The sequence below is a fragment of the Nitrospiria bacterium genome, from assembly GCA_036397255.1.
GTDB lineage: Bacteria > Nitrospirota > Nitrospiria > DASWJH01 > DASWJH01 > DASWJH01.
On the sequence record DASWJH010000111.1, the window covers coordinates 1 to 20,753 of the forward strand.

Annotated in this window: 20 protein-coding genes, 1 tRNA gene and 1 pseudogene; 16 read left to right on the forward strand and 6 right to left on the reverse strand. The window is 48.0% G+C overall.

What is annotated here, in order from left to right; genetic code table 11:
* Positions 1-778 precede the first annotated feature (778 nt).
* From VGB26_14990 to VGB26_15000, 3 genes are all read left to right on the forward strand, one after another.
* Positions 779-853: transfer RNA gene (locus VGB26_14990), tRNA-Gly, on the forward strand.
* Between the two features lie 397 nt (positions 854-1,250).
* A complete protein-coding gene (locus VGB26_14995) occupies positions 1,251-1,688 on the forward strand; it encodes a hypothetical protein (GenBank protein HEX9759080.1) in 438 nt (145 codons plus the stop codon).
* A complete protein-coding gene (locus VGB26_15000) occupies positions 1,688-1,984 on the forward strand; it encodes a UPF0175 family protein (protein ID HEX9759081.1) in 297 nt (98 codons plus the stop codon). The genes VGB26_14995 and VGB26_15000 overlap by 1 nt, the downstream gene beginning before the upstream one ends.
* A gap of 975 nt (positions 1,985-2,959) precedes the next feature.
* On the opposite strand, the gene VGB26_15005 is transcribed toward VGB26_15000, so the two are convergent.
* The 5 genes from VGB26_15005 to VGB26_15025 form a co-directional block, all read right to left on the reverse strand.
* The gene (locus VGB26_15005) at positions 2,960-3,784 is read right to left on the reverse strand and encodes a metal ABC transporter permease (protein HEX9759082.1); all 825 of its coding nucleotides are present in this window, start codon (positions 3,782-3,784) and stop codon (positions 2,960-2,962) included.
* Between the two features lie 5 nt (positions 3,785-3,789).
* Positions 3,790-4,290, reverse strand: coding sequence for a metal ABC transporter substrate-binding protein (locus VGB26_15010; protein HEX9759083.1), 501 nt, complete (start codon positions 4,288-4,290; stop codon positions 3,790-3,792).
* Positions 4,284-4,703 (reverse strand): metal ABC transporter substrate-binding protein, encoded by a 420-nt coding sequence (locus VGB26_15015; protein HEX9759084.1) that lies wholly within the window; start codon positions 4,701-4,703, stop codon positions 4,284-4,286. Before VGB26_15015 ends, VGB26_15010 begins: the two co-directional genes overlap by 7 nt.
* Positions 4,704-4,730: 27 nt before the next feature.
* The gene (locus VGB26_15020; GenBank protein HEX9759085.1) at positions 4,731-5,909 is read right to left on the reverse strand and encodes a zinc-regulated TonB-dependent outer membrane receptor; all 1,179 of its coding nucleotides are present in this window, start codon (positions 5,907-5,909) and stop codon (positions 4,731-4,733) included.
* A 110-nt stretch (positions 5,910-6,019) separates the two neighbouring features.
* Positions 6,020-6,376 carry a hypothetical protein gene (locus VGB26_15025; GenBank protein HEX9759086.1) on the reverse strand — a complete coding sequence of 119 codons (357 nt, stop codon included), beginning with the start codon at positions 6,374-6,376 and terminating at the stop codon, positions 6,020-6,022.
* 223 nt (positions 6,377-6,599) lie between these two features.
* Between VGB26_15025 and VGB26_15030 the strand changes: the two genes are divergently transcribed.
* The 7 genes from VGB26_15030 to VGB26_15060 all read left to right on the forward strand — a co-directional run bounded on the left by VGB26_15030 (position 6,600) and on the right by VGB26_15060 (position 14,751).
* Entirely contained in the window at positions 6,600-7,046 is a 447-nt protein-coding gene (locus VGB26_15030; protein HEX9759087.1) for a hypothetical protein, read from the forward strand.
* Between the two features lie 229 nt (positions 7,047-7,275).
* Positions 7,276-8,577, forward strand: a complete 1,302-nt coding sequence (locus VGB26_15035; GenBank protein ID HEX9759088.1) for a TolC family protein — start codon at positions 7,276-7,278, stop codon at positions 8,575-8,577.
* Positions 8,570-9,676 carry an efflux RND transporter periplasmic adaptor subunit gene (locus tag VGB26_15040; protein HEX9759089.1) on the forward strand — a complete coding sequence of 369 codons (1,107 nt, stop codon included), beginning with the start codon at positions 8,570-8,572 and terminating at the stop codon, positions 9,674-9,676. The genes VGB26_15035 and VGB26_15040 overlap by 8 nt, the downstream gene beginning before the upstream one ends.
* Before the next feature lie 3 nt (positions 9,677-9,679).
* Positions 9,680-12,769, forward strand: a complete 3,090-nt coding sequence (locus tag VGB26_15045) for a CusA/CzcA family heavy metal efflux RND transporter (protein ID HEX9759090.1) — start codon at positions 9,680-9,682, stop codon at positions 12,767-12,769.
* The gene (locus tag VGB26_15050; protein ID HEX9759091.1) at positions 12,766-13,074 is read left to right on the forward strand and encodes a DUF3240 family protein; all 309 of its coding nucleotides are present in this window, start codon (positions 12,766-12,768) and stop codon (positions 13,072-13,074) included. Before VGB26_15045 ends, VGB26_15050 begins: the two co-directional genes overlap by 4 nt.
* 123 nt (positions 13,075-13,197) lie before the next feature.
* Positions 13,198-14,382: a HupE/UreJ family protein gene (locus VGB26_15055; GenBank protein HEX9759092.1), complete on the forward strand. Its 1,185-nt coding sequence runs from the start codon at positions 13,198-13,200 to the stop codon at positions 14,380-14,382.
* 18 nt (positions 14,383-14,400) lie between these two features.
* Positions 14,401-14,751 (forward strand): DUF6488 family protein, encoded by a 351-nt coding sequence (locus VGB26_15060; GenBank protein HEX9759093.1) that lies wholly within the window; start codon positions 14,401-14,403, stop codon positions 14,749-14,751.
* A gap of 62 nt (positions 14,752-14,813) precedes the next feature.
* On the opposite strand, the pseudogene VGB26_15065 reads toward VGB26_15060, so the two are convergent.
* A pseudogene (locus VGB26_15065) lies at positions 14,814-14,972 on the reverse strand (hypothetical protein).
* 44 nt (positions 14,973-15,016) lie between these two features.
* Between VGB26_15065 and VGB26_15070 the strand changes: the two are divergent.
* The 6 genes from VGB26_15070 (at position 15,017) to VGB26_15095 (ending at position 20,617) form a co-directional block, all read left to right on the forward strand.
* On the forward strand, positions 15,017-15,292 hold the full coding sequence (locus VGB26_15070; GenBank protein ID HEX9759094.1) for a DUF3240 family protein: 276 nt from the start codon (positions 15,017-15,019) through the stop codon (positions 15,290-15,292).
* A gap of 53 nt (positions 15,293-15,345) precedes the next feature.
* Complete coding sequence (locus VGB26_15075) at positions 15,346-15,510, forward strand: P-II family nitrogen regulator (protein ID HEX9759095.1); 165 nt, start codon at positions 15,346-15,348, stop codon at positions 15,508-15,510.
* On the forward strand, positions 15,507-16,106 hold the full coding sequence (locus VGB26_15080) for a hypothetical protein (protein ID HEX9759096.1): 600 nt from the start codon (positions 15,507-15,509) through the stop codon (positions 16,104-16,106). Before VGB26_15075 ends, VGB26_15080 begins: the two co-directional genes overlap by 4 nt.
* 191 nt (positions 16,107-16,297) lie before the next feature.
* The gene (locus VGB26_15085) at positions 16,298-16,843 is read left to right on the forward strand and encodes a type II toxin-antitoxin system HicB family antitoxin (GenBank protein ID HEX9759097.1); all 546 of its coding nucleotides are present in this window, start codon (positions 16,298-16,300) and stop codon (positions 16,841-16,843) included.
* Between the two features lie 862 nt (positions 16,844-17,705).
* Positions 17,706-19,613: an ABC-F family ATP-binding cassette domain-containing protein gene (locus VGB26_15090; GenBank protein ID HEX9759098.1), complete on the forward strand. Its 1,908-nt coding sequence runs from the start codon at positions 17,706-17,708 to the stop codon at positions 19,611-19,613.
* 581 nt (positions 19,614-20,194) lie between these two features.
* On the forward strand, positions 20,195-20,617 hold the full coding sequence (locus tag VGB26_15095; GenBank protein ID HEX9759099.1) for a peptide chain release factor-like protein: 423 nt from the start codon (positions 20,195-20,197) through the stop codon (positions 20,615-20,617).
* The last annotated feature ends 136 nt before the right edge of the window (positions 20,618-20,753 follow it).

Sequence of the window (20,753 nt, forward strand, 5' to 3'; positions counted from 1 at the left end):
CCAAATCGCAACATCCAACGTACTTTTGGAGATATCAATCCCAACAAAAATTTCATTACCTGTTTCCAGGGTATCATCAGAAGGCACCCTCATAGATTTCCTCCAATTCTTAGCCCTTCCTTGCAACATTCGGGCTCTCATAGCCCTGGCAACTGTTCGGGCTACGATAATAGTGGACGTGGTGACCCAAGCTTACAAACGGGTTCTTTTAACCGAAGGGAGGTCGGTCTACCACGCCGTATGGATGAGTTTTTAACTTTGTTTAACATACTTTATACTTCCACTTTTCAAGATACAAGGGGAGGGCTAGGGAGGGTAGAGGTTTTTATTCCTCCTAACGCTTAACGCATTTTTAAATTGTGTCTCAGAAATACCATAAATTAATCAAGCCCGTCATTCCCGCGCAAGCGGGAATCCAGGATTTTATTGTTTTTAGGACATTCCTCAAACCTCTAGCCTCCCACCTCCCACCTACGGCTTTTCCCTTTTCATTCCAATATGTTGAAACTGTTGACACCCATTCAACCCTTTGCTATCATCAATTCGTTTTCTTTATTAAAATTCCATACCTAGAGCGGGAATAGCTCAGTGGTAGAGCGGTGGTTGTAAGTGGTGGCGGGCTCGAATAATGATTAGGAAATGAACCGGTCATGGTGAGCCTGTCGAACCATCCCCCACACCCCGCGCTCCGGCTCGGCAAAGCCGAACCCTTCGCTTATGAAGGCGATGCACCAACCGGGGTTTTAAAATTGAATCGTTTTTCTATATCACAGCTAGAGCGGGAATAGCTCAGTGGTAGAGCATCGCCTTGCCAAGGCGAGGGTCGGGGGTTCAAATCCCCTTTCCCGCTCCAATCTTTTCAATGATTTATAAAGCTCCAAATCCCAGACGTTCCGGGAATGTGGCAGGAATGTGTCACAAACCTTCCTTTTAGTAAAACTATTTTTAACTCTTGTTTCCTTCGATCCTTGCAAACTACCTTGAAATAAAAAAATGGAAATGTCTATTATCCATTTTCGAAATTCTTCAATAGTTCCTTAAGTAAGCCTTCAATCGAAGTGGAAGGAAAGAATCTTTTCTGAAAAAAGTTTGAATAAGTCATAGAAAGGGAAGCTAAAGGACTACGCTCACTTGACATCATGAGATGAGATCGTGTATTATTACGTTTGCCATAAGATGTCATAATTATGATAATCTTTGACTCATCGACTTTGATCTTATTGGCCAGGACCGATCTCTTAGAGAGGTTCATGAGCCATATGAAAAACCCCATTGGGATTCCAAAAGCGGTGGCAAGAGAATCCTGTGAGGAAAAGAAGTCATGGGATGCGCTAGCCATTCAACGGGCCATCCAGGAGAAGAGGATTACAGTCATGGGGATCAAGGCGACAAAACTCGCCAAGCATTTAGCCAAGGATTTCGGCCTTGGTCAGGGTGAAACAGAGGCAATTGCCTTGGCCTCTTCGAAGAAGGCACAATTACTGGCCACTGATGACAAACGGGCCATTTTGGCCTGTCGGCTGCTTAGGATTCCCTATACGACCGCGATCGATATTCTAATCCGGATGTCCCAGAAAAAAATCTTAAGCGAGGAGGAGACCAAGTCGAAACTACAGGCACTTGAACGATATGGGCGTTATAAGCAGGAAATCTTATTAGATGCAAAATCAAAATTGGGGGTAGAATAATGGCAAAAACTGTTAGTCTTCGGATGGATGAAGACAATTATTCGTTTTTGAAAAAATGGGCCAAGGCAGAAAAGGAAGACCTTTCCAAAGCTGTGCGAGAAGTGGTTGATAAGGGTCGGGTCATGTTAGCCATTGAGAAATATAAGAAAGGAGAAGCTTCCTTGGGCAAAGCGGGCGAAGTGGCAGGTCTGCCCGTTGGGCAGATGATTACCGTATTGGCCGAGTATGGGGTAGAAAGTAATCTAGAAAAGGAAGATTATCAGAAGGGTTTAGAAAACCTAAAGGAAGTGTGGTGATCGGGTTTGATTTTAAGGCAGCGGTTTTTGTTCGTTCATTGCAAGAATTAGACAGCGACCCTCCGGCCGAAAAGGCGAGGTTCATTGCACGGAAAATGAAATTTTTGCTGCGATAGAATTGTGATAGAAAGCTGCGCAATGGATAGAATTCTTCGGAATGAATCGAATCAATCGAGAGCGGTTAAGGCTTGATAAAAAAACACAAAACGGGAAAACCGGCCGAACTTCAAGCCCTTGTAAAATTTGGTTGTTAAGAATTGCCAAGGCGAGGGTCGGGAGTTCGAATCTCCTTTCCCGCTCCAATTTTTCAAGTACTTACGAATTACTTTGCTTTTTAGTGTTTCATTCAGCCACCACCGTGCCAACACCTTTCATCGCTCTTCATAACTCTCCGTATCCCCTTGATTCTATGGGTTTTTGAAATAATCTATCCTTCTATTGCCCTCCCTCGCTCTTAATCCCTTTTAAACACCCCTCATGGCCCATACCTAACAAGGCGAGGGTCATGGGTTCAACATATATTCCCACCCAAATTTTTCAAAGACTTATACAGTCTTCCTGGGGTCTTGAGCCTCGCCGTGCGAGGGAGGGGGCATAGGATAGGATGTAGAGGTTCCCGCGCTGTTTTTCCCCCTATGGCAACCCGGAGGAAATGGATAACGTGTGGCATCTATTGGAACTTCAATGAACATTTCTGGCGGTGTGTCATCTGTGGTTATCAAGATTATGACCAAAAAAGGCAGCTTTGGATCAGGACTGAAATAATTACGGAGAGAGTTTTGGGTGAGGGTCTTCAAACCTTGGAAAAAAAAGGAAGCTGACAATCAGTTCATTTTTATTAAAAACAAACGTTCCTGAAATTGATAACCAGGATATTTTTATATGACCCTCGCTTCTATAAAAGCGAAGGTTAGTACCTTAGGCCTCATCTACTTTCTATTTTTCCCTTTCCACAGGAATTATTAAAAAAGTTCCTTATGGTTTATTCTTTTTAAGATAAATAATTGACATCTTCACCAAACTAGCAAAAAGTAGCCAACCCCCAAGAGCGGTTACGATTGTGGGTCCAGTGGGAAGGTCAAATTGAAAAGAGCTATACATTCCGGTCCATGTTGCCAAAAGTCCAATTCCCAAAGCCATAAAAACCAGGTGAGAAAATCGTTGAAAAAACAACAATGCGGTTACGGCTGGTATTACCAAGGTGCTAAACACCAAAAGGACTCCAGCAGCTCGAATGGCTACGGCGATGACCAAAGCTAAAGTGAGATAAAAAATTAAATTCCAAAGCCGTCTATGTCCTTTACTTGATTGCTCGGCAGTAGAAGTTTCAGCCGCTCGAATGAAATTTTGTGAAAGTATTAGATGGGTTAAGGTAACAAAACCAAAAACCACGAGTATTATAATGATATGTTTAGAAGTAACCCCTAAGATATTTCCAAAAAACAGGTTAAGAATGTCCGCTTCTCCATGGGGAATTTTTGCAATCAGCAATACGGCTCCCGCCGAGGCCACTGCATAAATAATTCCCATAATGGCCTCTTGTGGAATCCTCTCTTCGTATTCGGGAAGAGATATAAGACTTGCCCCCACCAGTGTAAATATTAAAGAAAACACCAGGGGATTGGAATCCAATAACATTGCCACTGCCACACCCACGGCGGATAACTGAGCAATGGCCAAATCTACAAAAACAATTCGGCGTTTCACCACATGGATGCCTAAATAGCCCAACATCAAGGCCAGAATCGAGCTTGCAAAAATGGCCTGTCGCATAAAAGGAATAGAGAGCATTTCCAGCATATTAACTATGTCCCCTTTAATAAGTTTGTAGAGATTTTCTCCACAAGGTGGTCAAAAAGATCTATGTAGGTCTTGATTCCCTTTTTCCCGCCCACGGAGGGTGGCAAAACCAAAACGGTAGCCCCGGTTTCCCTTGCCAATAGGTTGGGAATCGATTGGCTAAAGTAGGGTTCCATAATGATGAGTTTTACATCTTCTTTTTTCATTAAAGGAATTAGACTATTAACATGGGCTGGGGACGGGGGAATACCCGGTTTAGGTTCAACGTACCCCACCACGTTAAAGCCAAACCTTTTTACAAAATAGGCCCAGCTATTATGGTAGGCAACAACTTTTATCCCTTGATAAGGTTTGAGTTGATCCTCCCACTTTGCAATGGCATTATTCAGTTGAGTTTCAAAGGCCTTTTGGTTGTTTTGAAAGATAGGTGCATGTTGAGGGCTAATTTCACTCAAACGTTGGGAAATGGTTCGAGATATTATTTTTCCGTTTTCGGGATCTAGCAATAGTGAGGGTTTCCAAAGGGATGGACGTCCCCTTTGGAACGGTCAACGGGAACCGTCATCACATCCAAAGGGGAAATGGTTTGGGAAGCGTCCAAAAATCCAGAAGATCCCAAGTGGATCTTCTGGTTTCTGGCTCCCATTAAAAGGGACGGAACCCATCCCACTTCTAAATCCAGTCCTACCTGAATAAAAAGATCTGCCCTTGAGGCCTTGAGCATATGGCTTGGTCTTGCCTCTAAAAAGTGGGGATCTTGCGCTCCACGGGTTAAACTTTCAACGGTTACCATGTCCCCTCCCACCGTCTTTGAAATGGCAGCTAAGTCTTCTGTGGTGGTGATGACTTTTAAGGGAGCAGCCCAGACCAGGCCTTTCATTAAAAAAATTGAAATTAAAAAGATAATACCTTTTTTCATTGCAGTGGCTCCTATTTGGAAATAAGGTTAAAAGGAATGGGCTCCATGTTTTCCAATTAAAAATTCAAATTGCAAGAAAACAGCGTGAAGGGCTTTATCGTTTAAATGCTCTGCAAAATCGGCGTTATATTGTAATCGCAGTTTTGAAAATTCACTAAAATACCGTGTCAGACTGGGAGATACACGCCAACGTCGGTCACGAAGGGGGTCAGACGCATTGTCTGCATTTCCGTTGGAATACTCAACACGTGCCCCAGCCACCAAGCGCTCCATAAACCCCCAAAGCCCTTGACCATAGAAACCATAATCCCTAAAAATTTCTTCAGATAGCCCCAATCCCGTAATATCCCCCGCTTCATAACGACGCCACATCGCTTCAGCTTGTACAGACGTGAATGGAAATCCTCTTTGAGACATAACCGGTTTCCATTTGTGATAGAAATCCATCCCAAGAATGATCGTATCGGTGTTTGTTCCGCTTCCATTGGGACCATATAATCCCGAAGTACCGATGATCATTTCTTGTGTATCTGAAGGAGTCCAGGCGGTCTTGATCCGTCCCATATATAAATAATCATCTAACCCGTTCACGGTCCGTTCTCCAATGGGGTGGCCTCCCACCATTTCACCGTCGGCCCATAAAAAACTTGTTGCGGTCTCTCCTTTTGCGTTTTGCACGCTTCCAATGAGCTCAAGGTAAAAGGGAAGCGGAGAAAGCCAAGAAAGCTGCACTCCCAAATTTCTAAGCGCATCTCCCCCGAATATGCGATTGTTGATTATTTGTTGATCCACAAAATTCCAGATATGGGGATGCTGGGGATTAAACCGCCCAAACCGTGTAAAAAATTGACCCCCAATGAGCTGGAGTTGATGGGGTAAATCCAAGGTTGTGATAAAAGCTTCCTCCACCTCTATAAAGGATTCTCCATCTTCTAAACCAAAAATGAGGTGGGCTTCCGCTCGAAAATAGGGATCTACGGTAGACCCTAAAGACAGCTCCAGGTTTTGTAGGTTAAACCCCCGGTCAGTTGGATCATGGGCTCCAAATTGAAGATTTTCTGGCTTTGAATGATATGCCGCTGAAAATATTCCGTTCAAGGAAATCTCAGGGTTAAAAAGGTTTTTTGCTTGGGATACAGGTCCTCCCTGAGCTGTTGCTGGTTTAGAAAAGAAAATCAACAATAAAACAATAAGAACATAATGCATTATTAAATCCCCCCTTATTGGAAATTCAAAAATAACCCTTGGAGAGATCACGGATGACTCCATGTTTATTGAATATTCCTTGAGAATTGAAATGGCTTAAATTTGTGGATTTAAAGGAGGGTTAAGGAAGGCGGTCCCCGATTGGAAAGGGGCCCTTTCTCAAAGGAGGATAAAACCAAGGGGTTAATGGGTGAAAGGTTGAAAAGAAAAACCAACCCTACGGGTGGAGGAGAACTAAATTGGGAGAGTTGTTCTCCATGCTGAACCCATAAACCAATTTGACACCCCTGGGGATCTGAAATTTCATCTTGTGCATAGGCATGAAAGAGGGCAAAAGATGAAAATAAAAGAAGATAAAGGGATAAAACAAATGTAAGGGCATAAGTGGCTTTAAATTTTCGCAAATTTACAAGCATATAAGTTAAATTATCAATTAAAAATATCATCTTGTCAAATTCAAAAATCAATCCCTCTTCGTAGAGGCAAAAAGGTTTTTTTTGATCATGTTAGGAAAAGCTCATTTTCACATGAATATTAATTATTCGGTTCTATAGTTCTTTATCTAGTTTTGGACCCTTTTTTAAAATTCTATTTTCCCTTTCTGATTTGAAAATGAATCCGTTTTTAATTCTTGACAAAAAAACAGGTTTTAATATATTTTATGCGAGTCTAATCAGAAAGGAATTTATTTTGTCACGCACTAAATCTATAGCCCTTTCAAAAAACCTTGTCTTAGTTCTTGGTTTATTAATCATAAGCCTGCCTTTTTTTCATCTGCATCTCCCTATTACGCATTTTGATCACCATGGTGAACATTCCCATTCCGGTGTGGTACATAGTATATTTATTCAGGATGGGGTGGATCACACACCTTCTCCAATTCATGATACCAATCCTGAGCGAACAGAAGGGCTTCTCAGAACCACGATTACATGGAACCTACCCTCCAATAGTTTTTCCCCTGCGTTAATGCAAGCGGGCTCAAATTTCCTATGGACAGTTTCGGCTTCTCCCGGGTTGTATACACCGATAGACACTTCCATTACGGGGGACAGTAATTATTCTTCGGTTTTACATTGGCGCGGCCCAACACCGTCTTCCCGTGCCCCACCTCACGATATCCTTATCCTTGTCTAAGCAAATCTAAATTATTTCAGTTAAGCGCGTTTCTGGTTTTATAACAGAGCAGGGCGTCTGTGTTTTTATCTATTATTTGCATGCCTTGTCTCTAGTAAATATCCTGTTTCTGGAATGCGGGGTTCTTTAAGGGTCTGCCTTCCGGAGGCGGTTCCGGGGGAATGTGGAGGCCATGGAGGGTCATTCTGTGTGTTTGTTTGCGCACGCCCCCAACACTTGTGAGGGAGTTATGTCAGAACAAAATGTTGTAGGTATCGGGCAGGGTTGCTGCGCCGTTGTGATCGGGCTTTTGTTCGCCTGTATGGTGCTTAAGCCAGCCCTGGCCCAGTCTCAGGAGGTGTGGACTTTGGAGCGGAGTATCCAGCATGTGTTGGAAATTGCGCCGGAGGTGAAAGCCGCTCAGGCCGAAGTGAATGCCCGTCAGGGTGCGCTCTCGCAGGCGGGGGTCTGGCCAAATCCCGAAATAGAACTTCGCGGTGATGACAAAATCGGAAAAGACGCAGGCACAGGTGGTGTTGACTTTACCCAGTTTGTGTTTAACCAGCCTTTGCCGCTCAGCGGCCGACTGGATGTTCAGCGGGAATTGGCCCGGGCGGAACTCCATAGGGCCCAAGCCGAGCGCCTTTATCAGCATTTGTTGTTGGAGAAACAGGTCGCGGAGCGTTTTCATGGGTTCCAACTGGCCGCAACCCTTTTGCGCCTGGCGGAGCAGCGCTTGCAACTCGCAGATGAACTGCAACAGGCGGGTCATCGGCGCGAACAGGCTGGGGAACTAGCCAGGCTGGAACGTCTGCGTCTGGACCTTATCCGCGAATCAGCACAACAAATTCTCGACAAGGCAGAAGGCAAATTCAACGAAGCCCTAAGCCAATTCCGTGCCTATCTAGGGTTGTCGACGGAAACGGTTCCGGACCTGGTCTCTCTCGAGCTTTTTAGCCCGGTGCCTGTGCTGGACACCTTGCAGGCGAAACTGTCCGAGCATCCAGCGTTACTATCGGTGAATTATCGCCTGAATGCTTCACGTGCAAGGGTGAATTTGGTGCGAAAAGAACGTCTTCCGGACCCGGTGCTGCGCCTGTATCGTGAACAGGACTTTCTCAATGGCCGCCGCCAGGATGTCAATGGCATCGGTATCGGTTTCACTGTTCCGCTCTGGGATCGCAAGAGTGGACGGCTGAGTGAAGCCCGTGCCCAGGTCGATGAGACGCTGTCCAGGATTCAGACCCTGAAAAGGGACCTGGGTAGCCGCCTCGAGCAAAGTCATTTACACCTAAACCACTTGGTCGAACAGGGCGAACATTACCGCAGCCATGTGTTTAACCCTGCGCGTATGGTGTTTGATCTGACGCGCAAGGCCTACGCCGCCGGGGAGGTGGAGATCCTTGCCCTGATCGACGCCAACGATACCTATTTCAACGCCCAGGAACGATACCTGGAATTGCTGCAGGAGGCATGGCTGGAGGCGGCAGAACTCCGGCTGGCGGCAGGGATTTCCCTCGTGACCACAACAAAGGATACCGATCATGAATAAAATCAAAAAGCACTTTGTCTTTTTGTTCATCCTGATTCCAGGTCTGGCCTCGGCCGCTGAACTGGAACTCACGCAGGCGCAACTGGCCAACGTTAACCTGACCACCACATCCGTGAATGTACGCGAGAGTCAGACACGCCTGAAGTTGAATGGTGTTCTCACCGCAGACCGACGCAAAACTCATCGGGTCGCGCCGGTGGTGGACGGTATGGTGACCGAGTTGCGTGTGGTGGCGCACGAACAGGTACGAAAGGGTCAGGTATTGGCCCGGCTGCGTAGCCATAGCCTAGGTCAAGCCCAAGCCGATTACCTGGAGGCACTGGCCCGCTTTGATCTGGCCCGGGCCGAGCGCGCCCGTATCGAAGGCCTGTGGAAAGATGGTGTGGTCGCAGAGAGCCGCTGGCTAAAGGTGGACAGCGAATACAAAAGTGCCCGCGCCACTTTAGAAGCCCGCCGCCGTCTGTTGTCGCTGGCAGGACTGTCCGATAAACAGATTGGGCAAATGGCGGATCAACCGGACCGGTTGGCGGTTTTCGATCTGATCAGTCCCATCGATGGCTTGATCACTGGTGTAGAGATCGAGTCAGGTCAATTGCTGTCCGCTGGGCAGATCGCCTTTCATGTAGACGATCTCAGTATCCTGTGGGCGATGGTGAAAATCCCGGTTGCCAGTTTGGCGCAAGTGAAGGTCGGTGCTGAGGCCGTGATCAGCGTACAGGGTAGTCCGGGACAATCATACCGGGGAAAACTCGAATCCCTAGGCGGTGAGGTGGATGCGCAAAGCCAGACTCTGACCGGGCGCATCGTACTGAATAACCCGAACGGTCAGCTGCGTCCGGGCATGTATGCAGAGGTGGGTCTGAGCAGCATCGCAAGCCAAAGGTTGATGGCGCCGGCCCGCGCGGTGTTCCGTGTCGGCGACCAGGTCTATCTATTCAAGGTATTGGGGAACGGCCGTTTTGAACCCGTGGCTGTGGAGATCGGCGGTGAGGCAGACGGCTGGGTGTCTATCCATAGCGGTATTTCAGCGGGTACCGAGGTTGTCAGTGAAGGCGTGGCCGAGCTGAAATCCCACTGGCAGTATCAGGGAGGTGAATAAACAATGATCGCATCCCTGATCCGTTTTTCCCTGGTTCAGCGCCTGATGATCCTCCTGCTGGCCATTGCGCTTACCATTGGCGGGTTGTGGGCTTTCAAAAGCCTGCCCATTGACGCCTTCCCAGATATCGCAGCGCCTCAGGTACAGGTCATTGTCAAAGCACCGGGCCTGTCGCCCACTGAGGTGGAAAGCCGCATCACATTTCCCATCGAGGTCGAAATGCAAGGATTGCCGCGCCAAACCGTGCTGCGCTCCACCACCAAATACGCTTTGAGTATCATCACCATCGACTTCGAAGATGGAACCGACATCTACTGGGCGCGACAACAAGTGGCCGAACGCCTTAACCAGGTGTGGGGGGATTTGCCAGATGGTGTGGAAGGCGGCCTCGGCCCCATCACCACGCCACTGGGTGAGGGTTACATGTACCGTGTGGAGGGTGCCGGGTACAGCAACCAGGAGTTGCGCCGTATTCAGGACTGGGTGATCCGCCCGCGCCTGCGTACCGTGGAGGGCGTCGCGGATGTCAATTCCCTGGGTGGTGAGGTCAAGGTGTTTGAAGTGGTTGCCGATCCCGAGTCGTTACTGGCCCACAACCTGGGACTCGACGATCTTGAAACAGCCCTGGAGAAAAACAACCGAAATGCCGGCGGTGACCGCATCAACCGCAACAACGAGGTACTATTGGTGCGGACGGCAGGCCAGTTGCGTGATATACAAGACATCCAAAGCATTACTGTGGCCAGCCGAAAGGGCATCCCAGTGCATGTAAGCGATGTGGCCGAGGTGCGCATCAATTCATTGACCCGCTATGGCGCGGTAACTGCTGATGGCGAGGGAGAGGTGGTCACTGGCCTGGTATTGCTACGCAAGGGGGCCAACAGCCGCAGCACCGTTGAGGGGGCCAAGCGCGAACTGGAGGCATTGAAACCGGTGTTGCCGGAGGGGGTGCGCATTGTGCCTTTCTACGACCGCACCGAGTTGGTCACCGCAGCGGTGTGGACGGTTGAAAAGGCGCTGGGTGAGGCGGTGATTCTGGTGCTGCTGGTGTTGATTATCATGCTCGGCAACCTGCGTGCGGCTCTGACCGTGGCCTTGATCCTTCCCTTGTCGGTTCTGTTCACCTTCATTATGATGCGTTTATTTGGCGTGACCGCCAATCTCATGTCGCTAGGGGGACTGGCCATCGCGATCGGCATTCTGGTCGACGCAGCGGTGGTCGTCGTGGAGAACATCCACACCCAGTTGAGTCATGCTCCCCGGGGCGTGAGCCGTCAGCACCTGGTCTACCGGGCAGCACTGGAAGTCGCCACCCCTGTTATTTCCGGGATACTGATTATCATCATTGTGTTTCTGCCGTTGTTCAGCCTTACCGGTCTGGAGGGCAAGATGTTTACCCCGCTGGCAGTCACTATTTCCTTCGCCCTGATCGGCTCACTGCTATTATCGCTGACGGTGATCCCGGTACTGGCCAGTCTGCTGATGCGCGGGGGTTCCGAGGATGATGGCCGAGTATTGGCGATGCTGAAGCGCACCTACCTGCCGGTGATGCACTGGGCGCTGGATTACCGCAAGACTGCGGTGGGCGGTGCGCTGGCCGCACTGACGGTTGCGGTGGGGTTATTTCCCTTCATCGGTAAAGAGTTCATGCCGGTAATGGATGAAGGGACTACCGTAATCATTATCGAAAAGCTGCCAAGCGTTTCGCTGGAACGCTCGCTTGAACTGGACGTTCCTTATCAAAAAGCGATGATGGAATTGCCGGAGGTGACCGGTGTTGTGTCGCGCACCGGTGCCGATGAATTGCGCCTGGATCCCATGGGTTTATACCAGACCGATAATTTCCTCATCACCAAGCCCCGGGACCAGTGGACCGTGACCCTGGAGGAGCACCAGGACAAGCTGCGCGAAATACTTGACCGCTTCATCGGCATTGACTATGCCTTCACTCAGCCCATCGATATGCGGGTCTCGGAGATGCTGACCGGGGTGCGTGCGGCCATGGCCATCAAGCTCTATGGGGACGATCTCAAGGTGCTAGAAGAAAAATCCCGACAGATCGAGGCTCTGGTGAGTGAGGTGCCCGGCGCGGTGGATGTTTTCCGCAGCCAGTTGTCCGGTCAGATCTATCTGCAAATAGAGATCCGGCCCCAGGCCATTGCCCGGTTCGGGATCAATATCGAAGACATCAATGAACTGGTGGAAATAGCCGTGGGCGGGCGTGTGATCACCGAGGTGATTCAAGGCAACCAGCGCATCGGCGTACTTTTGCGCTATCCAGAGGAAGCGCGCACCTCTCCCGGTGCTATCGGTGCACTCTGGGTGGAATCCCCCAGCGGGGACAAGATACCGCTGAGCAGTTTGGCCGACATCCGCGAAGTGGACGGCCCTGTGGAGATCGCCCGCGAGTCCGCAAAACGCCAGGTTGTGGTGCAGGCCAATGTCGAGGGTCGCGATGTGGTGGGGTTTGTCGATGAAGTCCGTGTCACGATCGCGCGAGAATTGAACCTGCCGCCGGACTACTATGTAACCTACGGTGGCCAGTTCGAAAACCAGCAACGGGCCGCTAAGCGCCTGAGTCTGGTAGTGCCCATCTCCATTGCACTGATTTTCGTAATGCTGTTCACCACCTTCCGTTCCCTGCGCCAGGCCGGGTTGATCATCCTTAACATTCCCTTTGCCATGATCGGGGGGGTGATCAGTCTGTACCTGTCCGGACTATACTTATCGGTGCCGGCTTCGGTGGGCTTCATTACGTTGTTCGGCGTCGCAGTCCTCAATGGTGTGGTGATGGTGAGCTACTTTAATCAATTACGCGAGGCCGGACGGAGTGTGTTGGAAGCCGTGAAACAGGGTGCCGAACGACGCCTGCGGCCGGTATTAATGACCGCGCTTATTGCCAGTCTTGGATTGGTGCCCTTGTTGGCCGCCACAGGGCCTGGATCCGAGTTGCAGCGGCCACTTGCAGTCGTGGTCATTGGCGGATTGTTTACCTCCACCCTGCTTACTCTGGTGCTATTACCCACACTGTACGCCTGGCTGGAAGGGCGGTCGGAACGTGAATCTAAACTCACTGCGGAGGAACACGCATGAAACATCTGACACTCATTATTCACTCCAATGTGCAGCAGGATTTAGCCGATCAGCTGCGTACTCTGGAACAGGTAACAGGCTTTACCTTTAGCCATGTGGAAGGACACGGCGCCCAGGTCGAGAGTGATCCCTTTCTGTCCGCCCGGGATAAAGTCGTCGGCTACACCCCTCGGGTGCGGGTGGATATTTTACTTGAAGATGCCGATGTGGATTCGGTACTCGACACGCTACGCAACAAAACGTACGGCGTTGAAGGGCATGGCATCTACTGGGTTACCGCTGTAGAACAAAACGGACGCTTGTAACCGAACCTTGGCAAGATAGGCTTCCCGGGGGAAAGTGAATAGTGAAGCACAAACAATACCGTGATCACTTTTACTCTGGAAGCATGGGAATCCAACTGAATTAACGATCCAGGAGAATGGCAAGTGTTACTCAAAACAAACTTCTTTTCCCGTATTATTTACCTAGGCGCAGGTCTGCTAATATTCAGCCTGCTATCACAATACGCCTACGCGCACGGCATGTCAGAAGCCGAAAAACTAGCCATTATCGAAGGAGGTAATCTGCGCTATATGTGGCTCGGCGCAACGCATATGTTGTCCGGTTATGACCACCTGGCGTTTGTTTTCGGGATCATCTTTTTCCTGACCAGTTTCCGGGATATCGCTAAATATGTTACTGCGTTTACGCTTGGGCATAGTGTGACCCTGATTTACGCCACTTTTAACGCTATCCAGCTTAACTACTTTGCCATCGATGCGGTGATTGGCTTGAGTGTCTGTTATATCGCCTTTGCTAACATTGATGGCTTCCGCAAATACCTTAGCATTAACCCCCCCCATATGATGTTGATGATTATCGGTCTGGGTTTAATTCACGGCTTCGGTTTGTCCACCCGATTACAGGAACTGCCGTTGAGCGAAGACAGCCTGTTGCTCAACATCATCTCGTTTAATGTTGGAATCGAACTGGGGCAAGTCAGCGCCCTGGCCCTGATGTTGCTTCTCATTGCCGCCTGGCGAAAGAGACACGCTTTCCAAACTTTCAGCCTTGTTACTAACTATGGCCTGATCCTGGCGGGAAGCTTGCTTTTCCTTATGCAGATGCACGGTTATGCACACACCAGTAACCCTGAGGAATTTACTGTTAGCGCGGAACCCTCTCAAAAAGCGGGGAACAATAAATTCGCTGCAACGGAGGGAAATCCTATAGCATCTCAACAAACTCAATGGAAAGATTCAATCAATATAACCATCCCCGCCAGAGGTGATAAGGAATACAAGTTTCATCTTGCAAAAGGTGCATCACTTGAATATGCATGGAAAACCAGCGGTGCTGAGCTGTTTTTTGATTTCCACGGGGAACCTACAGGCGATACAACCGGTTATTTCAAGAGCTTTAAAAAGAGCACCGACAGCCAATCAAGCGGCTCCTTAACCACGTCCTTTGAAGGCACACATGGCTGGTACTGGGAAAACAATACTCCATCCTCCGTTATCATCGCATTGAAAACAAAAGGCGAATATCAACGTTTGGATTTAAAGAAGGAGTTAGATCAGGCTGAACCAGTACAAACACCAAATTCTACAACCCACGATACCATTGACTAACTTAAGGAGGTCTATCACATGCAATTAAAAATATTAATATTTGGTTTCTTACTCAGTCTTTTCTCAGCCACCGTTATGGCCGGAAGCGACCACGATCACGGGCATTCACATTCTCAGGAGCCTGTAGATCAGGTAACAGCAAAAATGAGGGCGACCAAAGTGGTTGCCGTGCTCGTAGAAACAAAAAAGCTGGATGAAAGCTGGGCATCCATCAACGTAAGTTCCGTTGAGAAAAAAATGTTTAATGGTGAACCTGAATGGGTGGCCGTTTTTGTTAATGACAAAATAACCGATACTGAAAAACGAAAATTTTATGTATTTCTGACTTTGGGTGGGGATTATATCGCGGCAAATTTCACCGGGAATTAGTTGGGTTTTGTTCACAAAGGGGCCTAACGAAAACAGTCTATAATGACTCCGGTCGGGGATGAGTTGCCCCTCCCAAACCGCGCAATCTTGGCGTGCATCCGTTGTAACAGATCCATGTCGCCCTTGGGATCGAAACAGATCACCACATCGCTGCGACGGGTATCCTGGGTGACCAGTATTTTCAGCAAACGAGTCTTTCCCACAATGTGGGCCTGGCTGGAAGGACGGCGAAACGTGAATTACAGTCTGTTGCGAAGGAATATGCATGAAAAACCTGACACTGATAATTCACACGAACGCCAAACAGGATCTGGTGGATCGGCTGCGTCCCTTGGAAGAGGTCACAGGCTTTACCTTTTACCATGTTGAAGGGCAGGGGGTAAAGGTCGAAGGTGATCCCTTTCTCTTAGCGGGGGACAAAGTGGTCTGCTACACACCTTGGGTACGGGTGGATATCTTGCGGGAAGATGCTGATGTGGATGCGGTGCTCGATACGTTGGGTACGAAAAGGATTGCCATCGATGTCCAGGGGATCTACTAGGTTACTACGCTCGAAAAAACCGGGTGCCTATAGCAGGAAGGGGGGGGCAAGAAATGACCCGCAGCAAAGTAAAGGGTTCGCTTCCGGGCTCAAGCCCATGCTGCTCAATGACCAATGCCCACACTGGCAAGAAGGGAGACGGACTGATTTTTATCGTTCCCGTTGACCAAGTCATTCGGATCTACAAAAGGGACCCAGAGGAGGAGGAATCGGAATGAAAAACATACTGGTCTTTTCCATTTTCGTTGTGTTGTCTCTTAGTCATTTTGCCTGTTCAACGCCAGGTTCGCTTTTCTACCACGAGCCGCATACCATCACCTCCCATGATGCAAGAAAACTTCATCCGCGAAGTCGTCTGTCTGATCGCCACAGAAAACTGAATCTGGAGCAGGCCCATGAGATTAATCGGCTCCATGGTGAGAACATTGTTTCTGAGGGAGATTTGATTGTCTATTATGAGGCCAAGCGACGAAAAGGATTGTACGGAGACCAAGGTAATGTCTTCCTTACAAGGATCGAAACGGGAACAGCCCCTATTGAACTTCTTGTTTCAGTTGCAGAGGGGAAAATTTATCAGCTTCTACTAAAAGAGGTTCCTTTCATTGGAAGAAAACCCTTAGTGAGCAATGAGTTTCTCTTTCAATTTATCGGACGGTCCTTGGAAGATTCATGGGAGATTGTCCGTTCGTCTGAGGATTTGCTGCATGTTCCTGCAAAGGTCCGGTCCATGGAGGAATTACCCGTTGTATCCCAAGCGATAACCAATCAAATCAGGAAAGTTCTTATCTTTGATCATGTCTTTACAGCACGTTAATTCCTAAAAATCAGGCCTTGCCGCTGGGCTGTTCTAAAAAGACTGAAGTTTACGATGAGCCCTTTTTTTCTTGGAAATCCTCAAAAATTGCATTATAACAGGACTCAGAATTGTAAAAGGTGAACCCATTTAGAGAATTCTGCCTTCTTGTCCCTCAAACCTTGGTCGGTTAGAAAGTTCGAAACCCGTCCATGGAAACCAACATCCTAGTCCTGTTTTTCCATGTTCTCTGGCGCCACCACCTCGCCACCACGGCGAGTGCAGCTTTGATCGCTTTCCATCGCCTTCACGATCCTTCCATCGCTGTTGACCTTGAAGCTAAGCCCTTGTATAATCACCCATTGTTGCCCTTGGTATCCTTTCATCACCCTTGGCGTCCTATATTCTTTATTACTTTGCCAAGGCGAGGGTCGCGGGTTCAAATCCCGTTTCCCGCTCCATATTTTTCAGGATTTGAGCCCCTCCGGGGGTTTGTAAAAAAAATCCCCTCCTTTGCAAGGAGGGGCATTGGTGAGGTAGAGGATTCAATTTTACTTCCTCAAATTTTTTATTTAAAAAAAATGAGGAAATTAACCATGGTCCATTATCGCTATACCGTGGATATTCTTCCTGAGGAAGATGGAAAAGGGTACTATGCTTCCGTTCAAGCACTTCCCGGGTGTTTTTCTCAAGGAAAAACCATTGAAGAAACAAAAAAGAATACTCAAGCCGCAATTAAACTTCTATTAAGGCATTAAAAAGAGCAAAAGAACCGATCCGATCCCAAAGGAACCGGAAAATTCCTATAGGACTGGTATTGAGGTTGCTGCTTGAGTTCGCGCCTTCCGCATTTTTCGTAATCCCCCTTACGCCTAAGGCCTCCCCCTCACGGTCTTTTCAGAGGTTTGCCTCCAACCTCCCGCCTCCAACGCTTTTACCAAAACCTCCTAATTAATTTTCTTGAGATGTTTCAAGGATTTCAATATACTTTTGGAGAAGCAAAAAATAAATCGAAAAAGATATAAAATGCATGCCTGACCCCATCATGACCCCATCATGACCCCATCATGACCCCATCACATCATGACCCCATCATTGCTAGGGTCGCGATTCTCGAGCATGCCATTATTTTTTACCATTTTTAGCGAAAAACGATCATGAATTCCAGGGACACCATACGTATTTAAAGAAATCATACAGACACTATTTTCCTATTCTCCATTTCCATTACTTCAAGAATCACTCACAATTAAATTTTCTTCAAATATCGAAGGTTCCTATTGGAAACCCTCAGATTCCAATATATATCGATCTTTCCTGAATAGCGACACAATTGAAAGGATATACAGAAGGATCTTAGATAGAAACATGTGTGGTGTAGATCAACTTGCAGAACCCGTATGGTCAAAATATTTAAACGCAATATGGGGTAAGATATTTTAACCCCGAAGTTGTTATTTCTTAGTCCTTGAACTCACCCACTGAAATCGGCATACTCTCCGGAATATTTCCATTAAATACCACCTCAAGGGGCCCTTGATGGACTGGAAACTTGTACTTGCTTATCTCACAGGATCAGTAGATCAAGAACCCCTTCTGAGGAATGATGCTTAGAACGCCATGAATATTCTTGATATTTCAGAGATTGAAAAATCATACGGCCCAAGAAAGATTCTGGATCGGATTTCCATCACCGTGGGAGAAGCGGAGAAGGTCGGGGTGGTTGGAAGAAACGGGTCAGGAAAAACCACACTTTTAAGGATTATGGCGAAGCTGGAACCTCCGGACGGGGGGACCATCGCCTTCAAAAAAGAGACTCAAGTCGGCTTTCTCCCTCAGGAACCGCACCTGAATCAAGAGAGTACGGTTTCGGATGAGATACGATCGGTCCTGGGGGAGCTAGAGGAGAAGGTGAGCCGCTACCATGCGATCAGTACCGCCATGAAGGATGCTTCTCCTTCGAAGATGGACGAACTCCTCAAGGAGCAGCAGGCTTTAGGCGGATGGATCGACCACCATGGCGGCTGGGAGACGCGCCACAGGATCGATCAGGTCCTGTCCCAGTTGGGGGTCCCCGATTCGAATGCTTCGGTGGGGGGGCTTAGCGGCGGAATGAAAAAACGGGTGGCCTTGGCTAAGCTGGTATTGCAATCTCCCGATCTCCTGTTGCTTGATGAACCGACCAACCATCTGGATGCCGCCACCATTGAGTGGCTGGAATCGTTTCTCATCGCGTATCCGGGGGCGGTCATACTGATTACCCATGACCGTTATTTTCTCGATCGTGTCGTTCAGAGAATGTTCGAACTTGAAAAGGGGAAAATCTATAGTTACCTGGGGAGTTATTCCTCCTACCTTCTGGGAAGGGCCGAACGTTTGGAGCAGGAGGAACAGTTCCAGGGTAGGCTCGCAAACCTGCTTCGTCGGGAGTCGGAATGGATGGCCCGGGGCCCTAAGGCCCGAGGAACGAAGCAAAAGGCCCGGATTAAACGGTTCGGGGAGATGCAGGGGAGGCAAAAGAAAGTTGGGGATCAGGAGGTGGGGCTTCGCTTCGAATCCCGCCACCGCCTGGGGAATACGATCCTGGGCTGTACCTATCTCTCAAAGACGTTGGGTGGATCAAAGCTGATCGATCAGCTTAGTTTCGATTTGAAAGCCGGGGATCGGGTGGGTATCATCGGGCCCAACGGTTCAGGCAAGACCACCCTTCTCAAAATGATTATCGGGGAGCTTCACCCTAGCTCCGGGAGCATTATCCGGGGAAAGAATACCCGGATCGCCTACTTTGACCAACATCGGGACTCCCTCGATCCGGATCTACGGGTTGAAGACGCCTTGGGCGATGGGCAATGGGTCACCATTGGGGAGGAGCGAAGGCATAAGACGGGATACTTATCGGACTTTCTCTTTGAGCCGTCGGACCAGAAGCGCCTGATCCGGACACTGTCGGGAGGAGAGAAGGCGCGCCTGATGCTGGCCCGGATGATGCTTGAGGACGTGAACCTCCTGATCCTGGATGAGCCAACCAATGATCTGGATATTCCGACGCTCCAATTGCTTGACGACTGTCTCGTCAACTATACGGGTTGTGTCCTGATGGTGACGCATGACCGCTTCTTTCTGGATAAGGTTGCCACCGGTATTCTCAGTTTCGAAGGGGATGGAAGGGTCCAGTACACGTTGGGGAATTACGAGGCCTATCGGAAACGGATCAAAGAAAAAGAGGAGACCAGGCGGACTGCCCGTAAGGAACAGAAGGCTCTTTCGGCCCCAGAAACCGGAACCACATCTTCAAGGAAAAAGAAGGGCCTGAGTTTTAAGGAGAGGCGCGAGCTTGAGGTGATCCAAAAAGAGATCGAGAATCTGGAGGCCGAGCAAAAAAAACTTGAAACCCTTCTGGCCGATCCCGGGTCCTATTCCCGTGAGGAGATCCAGCAATATGGGGAGGAACTTGTCCGGATCGAAAAGGTTCTGGCGGAGCGAATCGACCGCTGGGAGATCCTCGAGGCTAAAGGGATGGAAGGCTGAGCCTCGTTGCGGATCGAAAGAGGAAGGGTGGGTTTGAAATTCCTCCGGTAAAAGAATGGTATGAGATTTTGGAACCTATGGATAAAGAGGGGAGTAAAGAAACGAATTTCGATTGTTTAAAACGATTTGGACCGGATTTGAAAGCCATTAAGTTTCTAACCAATTATGAAATATTAAATGGAAAATTTTAAACCTATCCGATGTTCCATCATATTTTTAATTTTTATTTATCTATCAGATAATTTTTTAAACTTTCCAAAATGAGAATTAACGAACCCTTTTTATCAATAATAGCCTATTTTGTTGTATTGTTTCTGACATAACCATTTCTCGATTTATGATAGGTTTTTTTTGTTAAACTTGCTATTCCCCGTAGCGAGCTACGGGGTGACCGCTTAGGTTCCCCCTTTGGAAAAGGGGGATAAAGGGGGATTTGAGGATTTAGTTTTTCCTCTGAATACCCCGCAGTCTTGCTGAGGGGATTTTTATATTTTAAGAAAATTTTCCAATGGTGAAGGCTCTCCATTTAGGGTAATTTAAAAAAAGGAAATCATACCAGATTTAAAATTGGTTCAATAACTATGACACCGAAATCAAAAGATCCTTCCAAAGATCCTCCTTTTGGAAGTCCAAAGACAATAAAAATTTCCAAAAATAAAAAAAAATATACAACAGACCTGAGTCTCCTTAAAAAAGAAGTTGTTATTTATACATATAGGGGGCGGGGTCCCGGGGGTCAGCATCGTAATGTTACAGATTCTGGGGTTCGGATTGTTCATAAACCCTCCGGAATTGTTGTGACGGCTACTGAGTCTCGATCACAATTCAGAAATAAAGAAAAAGCCTTTGAAAGACTCATTCTTCGTCTGAAGGGTATTAATCGCGTAACCAAACCACGTATTTCTACAAAAAAGACCAAAGCCGTTCGAGAAAAAATACTTCATGATAAGCGTAAGGTCAAAATGAAAAAGGAAAAAAGAAAAAAACCTTTTCTTGAGTACTAGTACCTTGACACATTAATATAGAAACATTATAATGACGCATTATCCTACAAGGAGATGCGTCAACCATGCGCCAAACCAAATTGAAGTTGAGCCAGAGAGACCGCCAGATACTGAAAGAGTTTTGCTCGAAAGGGAA

Excerpts from the sequence above, each read along its gene's own strand:
- VGB26_15020 (HEX9759085.1), bottom strand. The coding sequence starts at position 5,909 with ATGCATTATGTTCTTATTGTTTTATTGTTGATTTTCTTTTCTAAACCA.
- VGB26_15045 (HEX9759090.1), top strand. The coding sequence starts at position 9,680 with ATGATCGCATCCCTGATCCGTTTTTCCCTGGTTCAGCGCCTGATGATC.
- VGB26_15075 (HEX9759095.1), top strand. The coding sequence starts at position 15,346 with ATGACCCGCAGCAAAGTAAAGGGTTCGCTTCCGGGCTCAAGCCCATGC.
- VGB26_15095 (HEX9759099.1), top strand. The coding sequence starts at position 20,195 with ATGACACCGAAATCAAAAGATCCTTCCAAAGATCCTCCTTTTGGAAGT.
- VGB26_15005 (HEX9759082.1), bottom strand. The coding sequence starts at position 3,784 with ATGCTGGAAATGCTCTCTATTCCTTTTATGCGACAGGCCATTTTTGCA.
- VGB26_15050 (HEX9759091.1), top strand. The coding sequence starts at position 12,766 with ATGAAACATCTGACACTCATTATTCACTCCAATGTGCAGCAGGATTTA.
- VGB26_15040 (HEX9759089.1), top strand. The coding sequence starts at position 8,570 with ATGAATAAAATCAAAAAGCACTTTGTCTTTTTGTTCATCCTGATTCCA.
- VGB26_15080 (HEX9759096.1), top strand. The coding sequence starts at position 15,507 with ATGAAAAACATACTGGTCTTTTCCATTTTCGTTGTGTTGTCTCTTAGT.
- VGB26_15085 (HEX9759097.1), top strand. The coding sequence starts at position 16,298 with ATGGAAACCAACATCCTAGTCCTGTTTTTCCATGTTCTCTGGCGCCAC.
- VGB26_15000 (HEX9759081.1), top strand. The coding sequence starts at position 1,688 with ATGGCAAAAACTGTTAGTCTTCGGATGGATGAAGACAATTATTCGTTT.
- VGB26_15035 (HEX9759088.1), top strand. The coding sequence starts at position 7,276 with ATGTCAGAACAAAATGTTGTAGGTATCGGGCAGGGTTGCTGCGCCGTT.
- VGB26_15015 (HEX9759084.1), bottom strand. The coding sequence starts at position 4,703 with ATGAAAAAAGGTATTATCTTTTTAATTTCAATTTTTTTAATGAAAGGC.
- VGB26_15060 (HEX9759093.1), top strand. The coding sequence starts at position 14,401 with ATGCAATTAAAAATATTAATATTTGGTTTCTTACTCAGTCTTTTCTCA.
- VGB26_15070 (HEX9759094.1), top strand. The coding sequence starts at position 15,017 with ATGAAAAACCTGACACTGATAATTCACACGAACGCCAAACAGGATCTG.
- VGB26_14995 (HEX9759080.1), top strand. The coding sequence starts at position 1,251 with ATGAGCCATATGAAAAACCCCATTGGGATTCCAAAAGCGGTGGCAAGA.
- VGB26_15090 (HEX9759098.1), top strand. The coding sequence starts at position 17,706 with ATGAATATTCTTGATATTTCAGAGATTGAAAAATCATACGGCCCAAGA.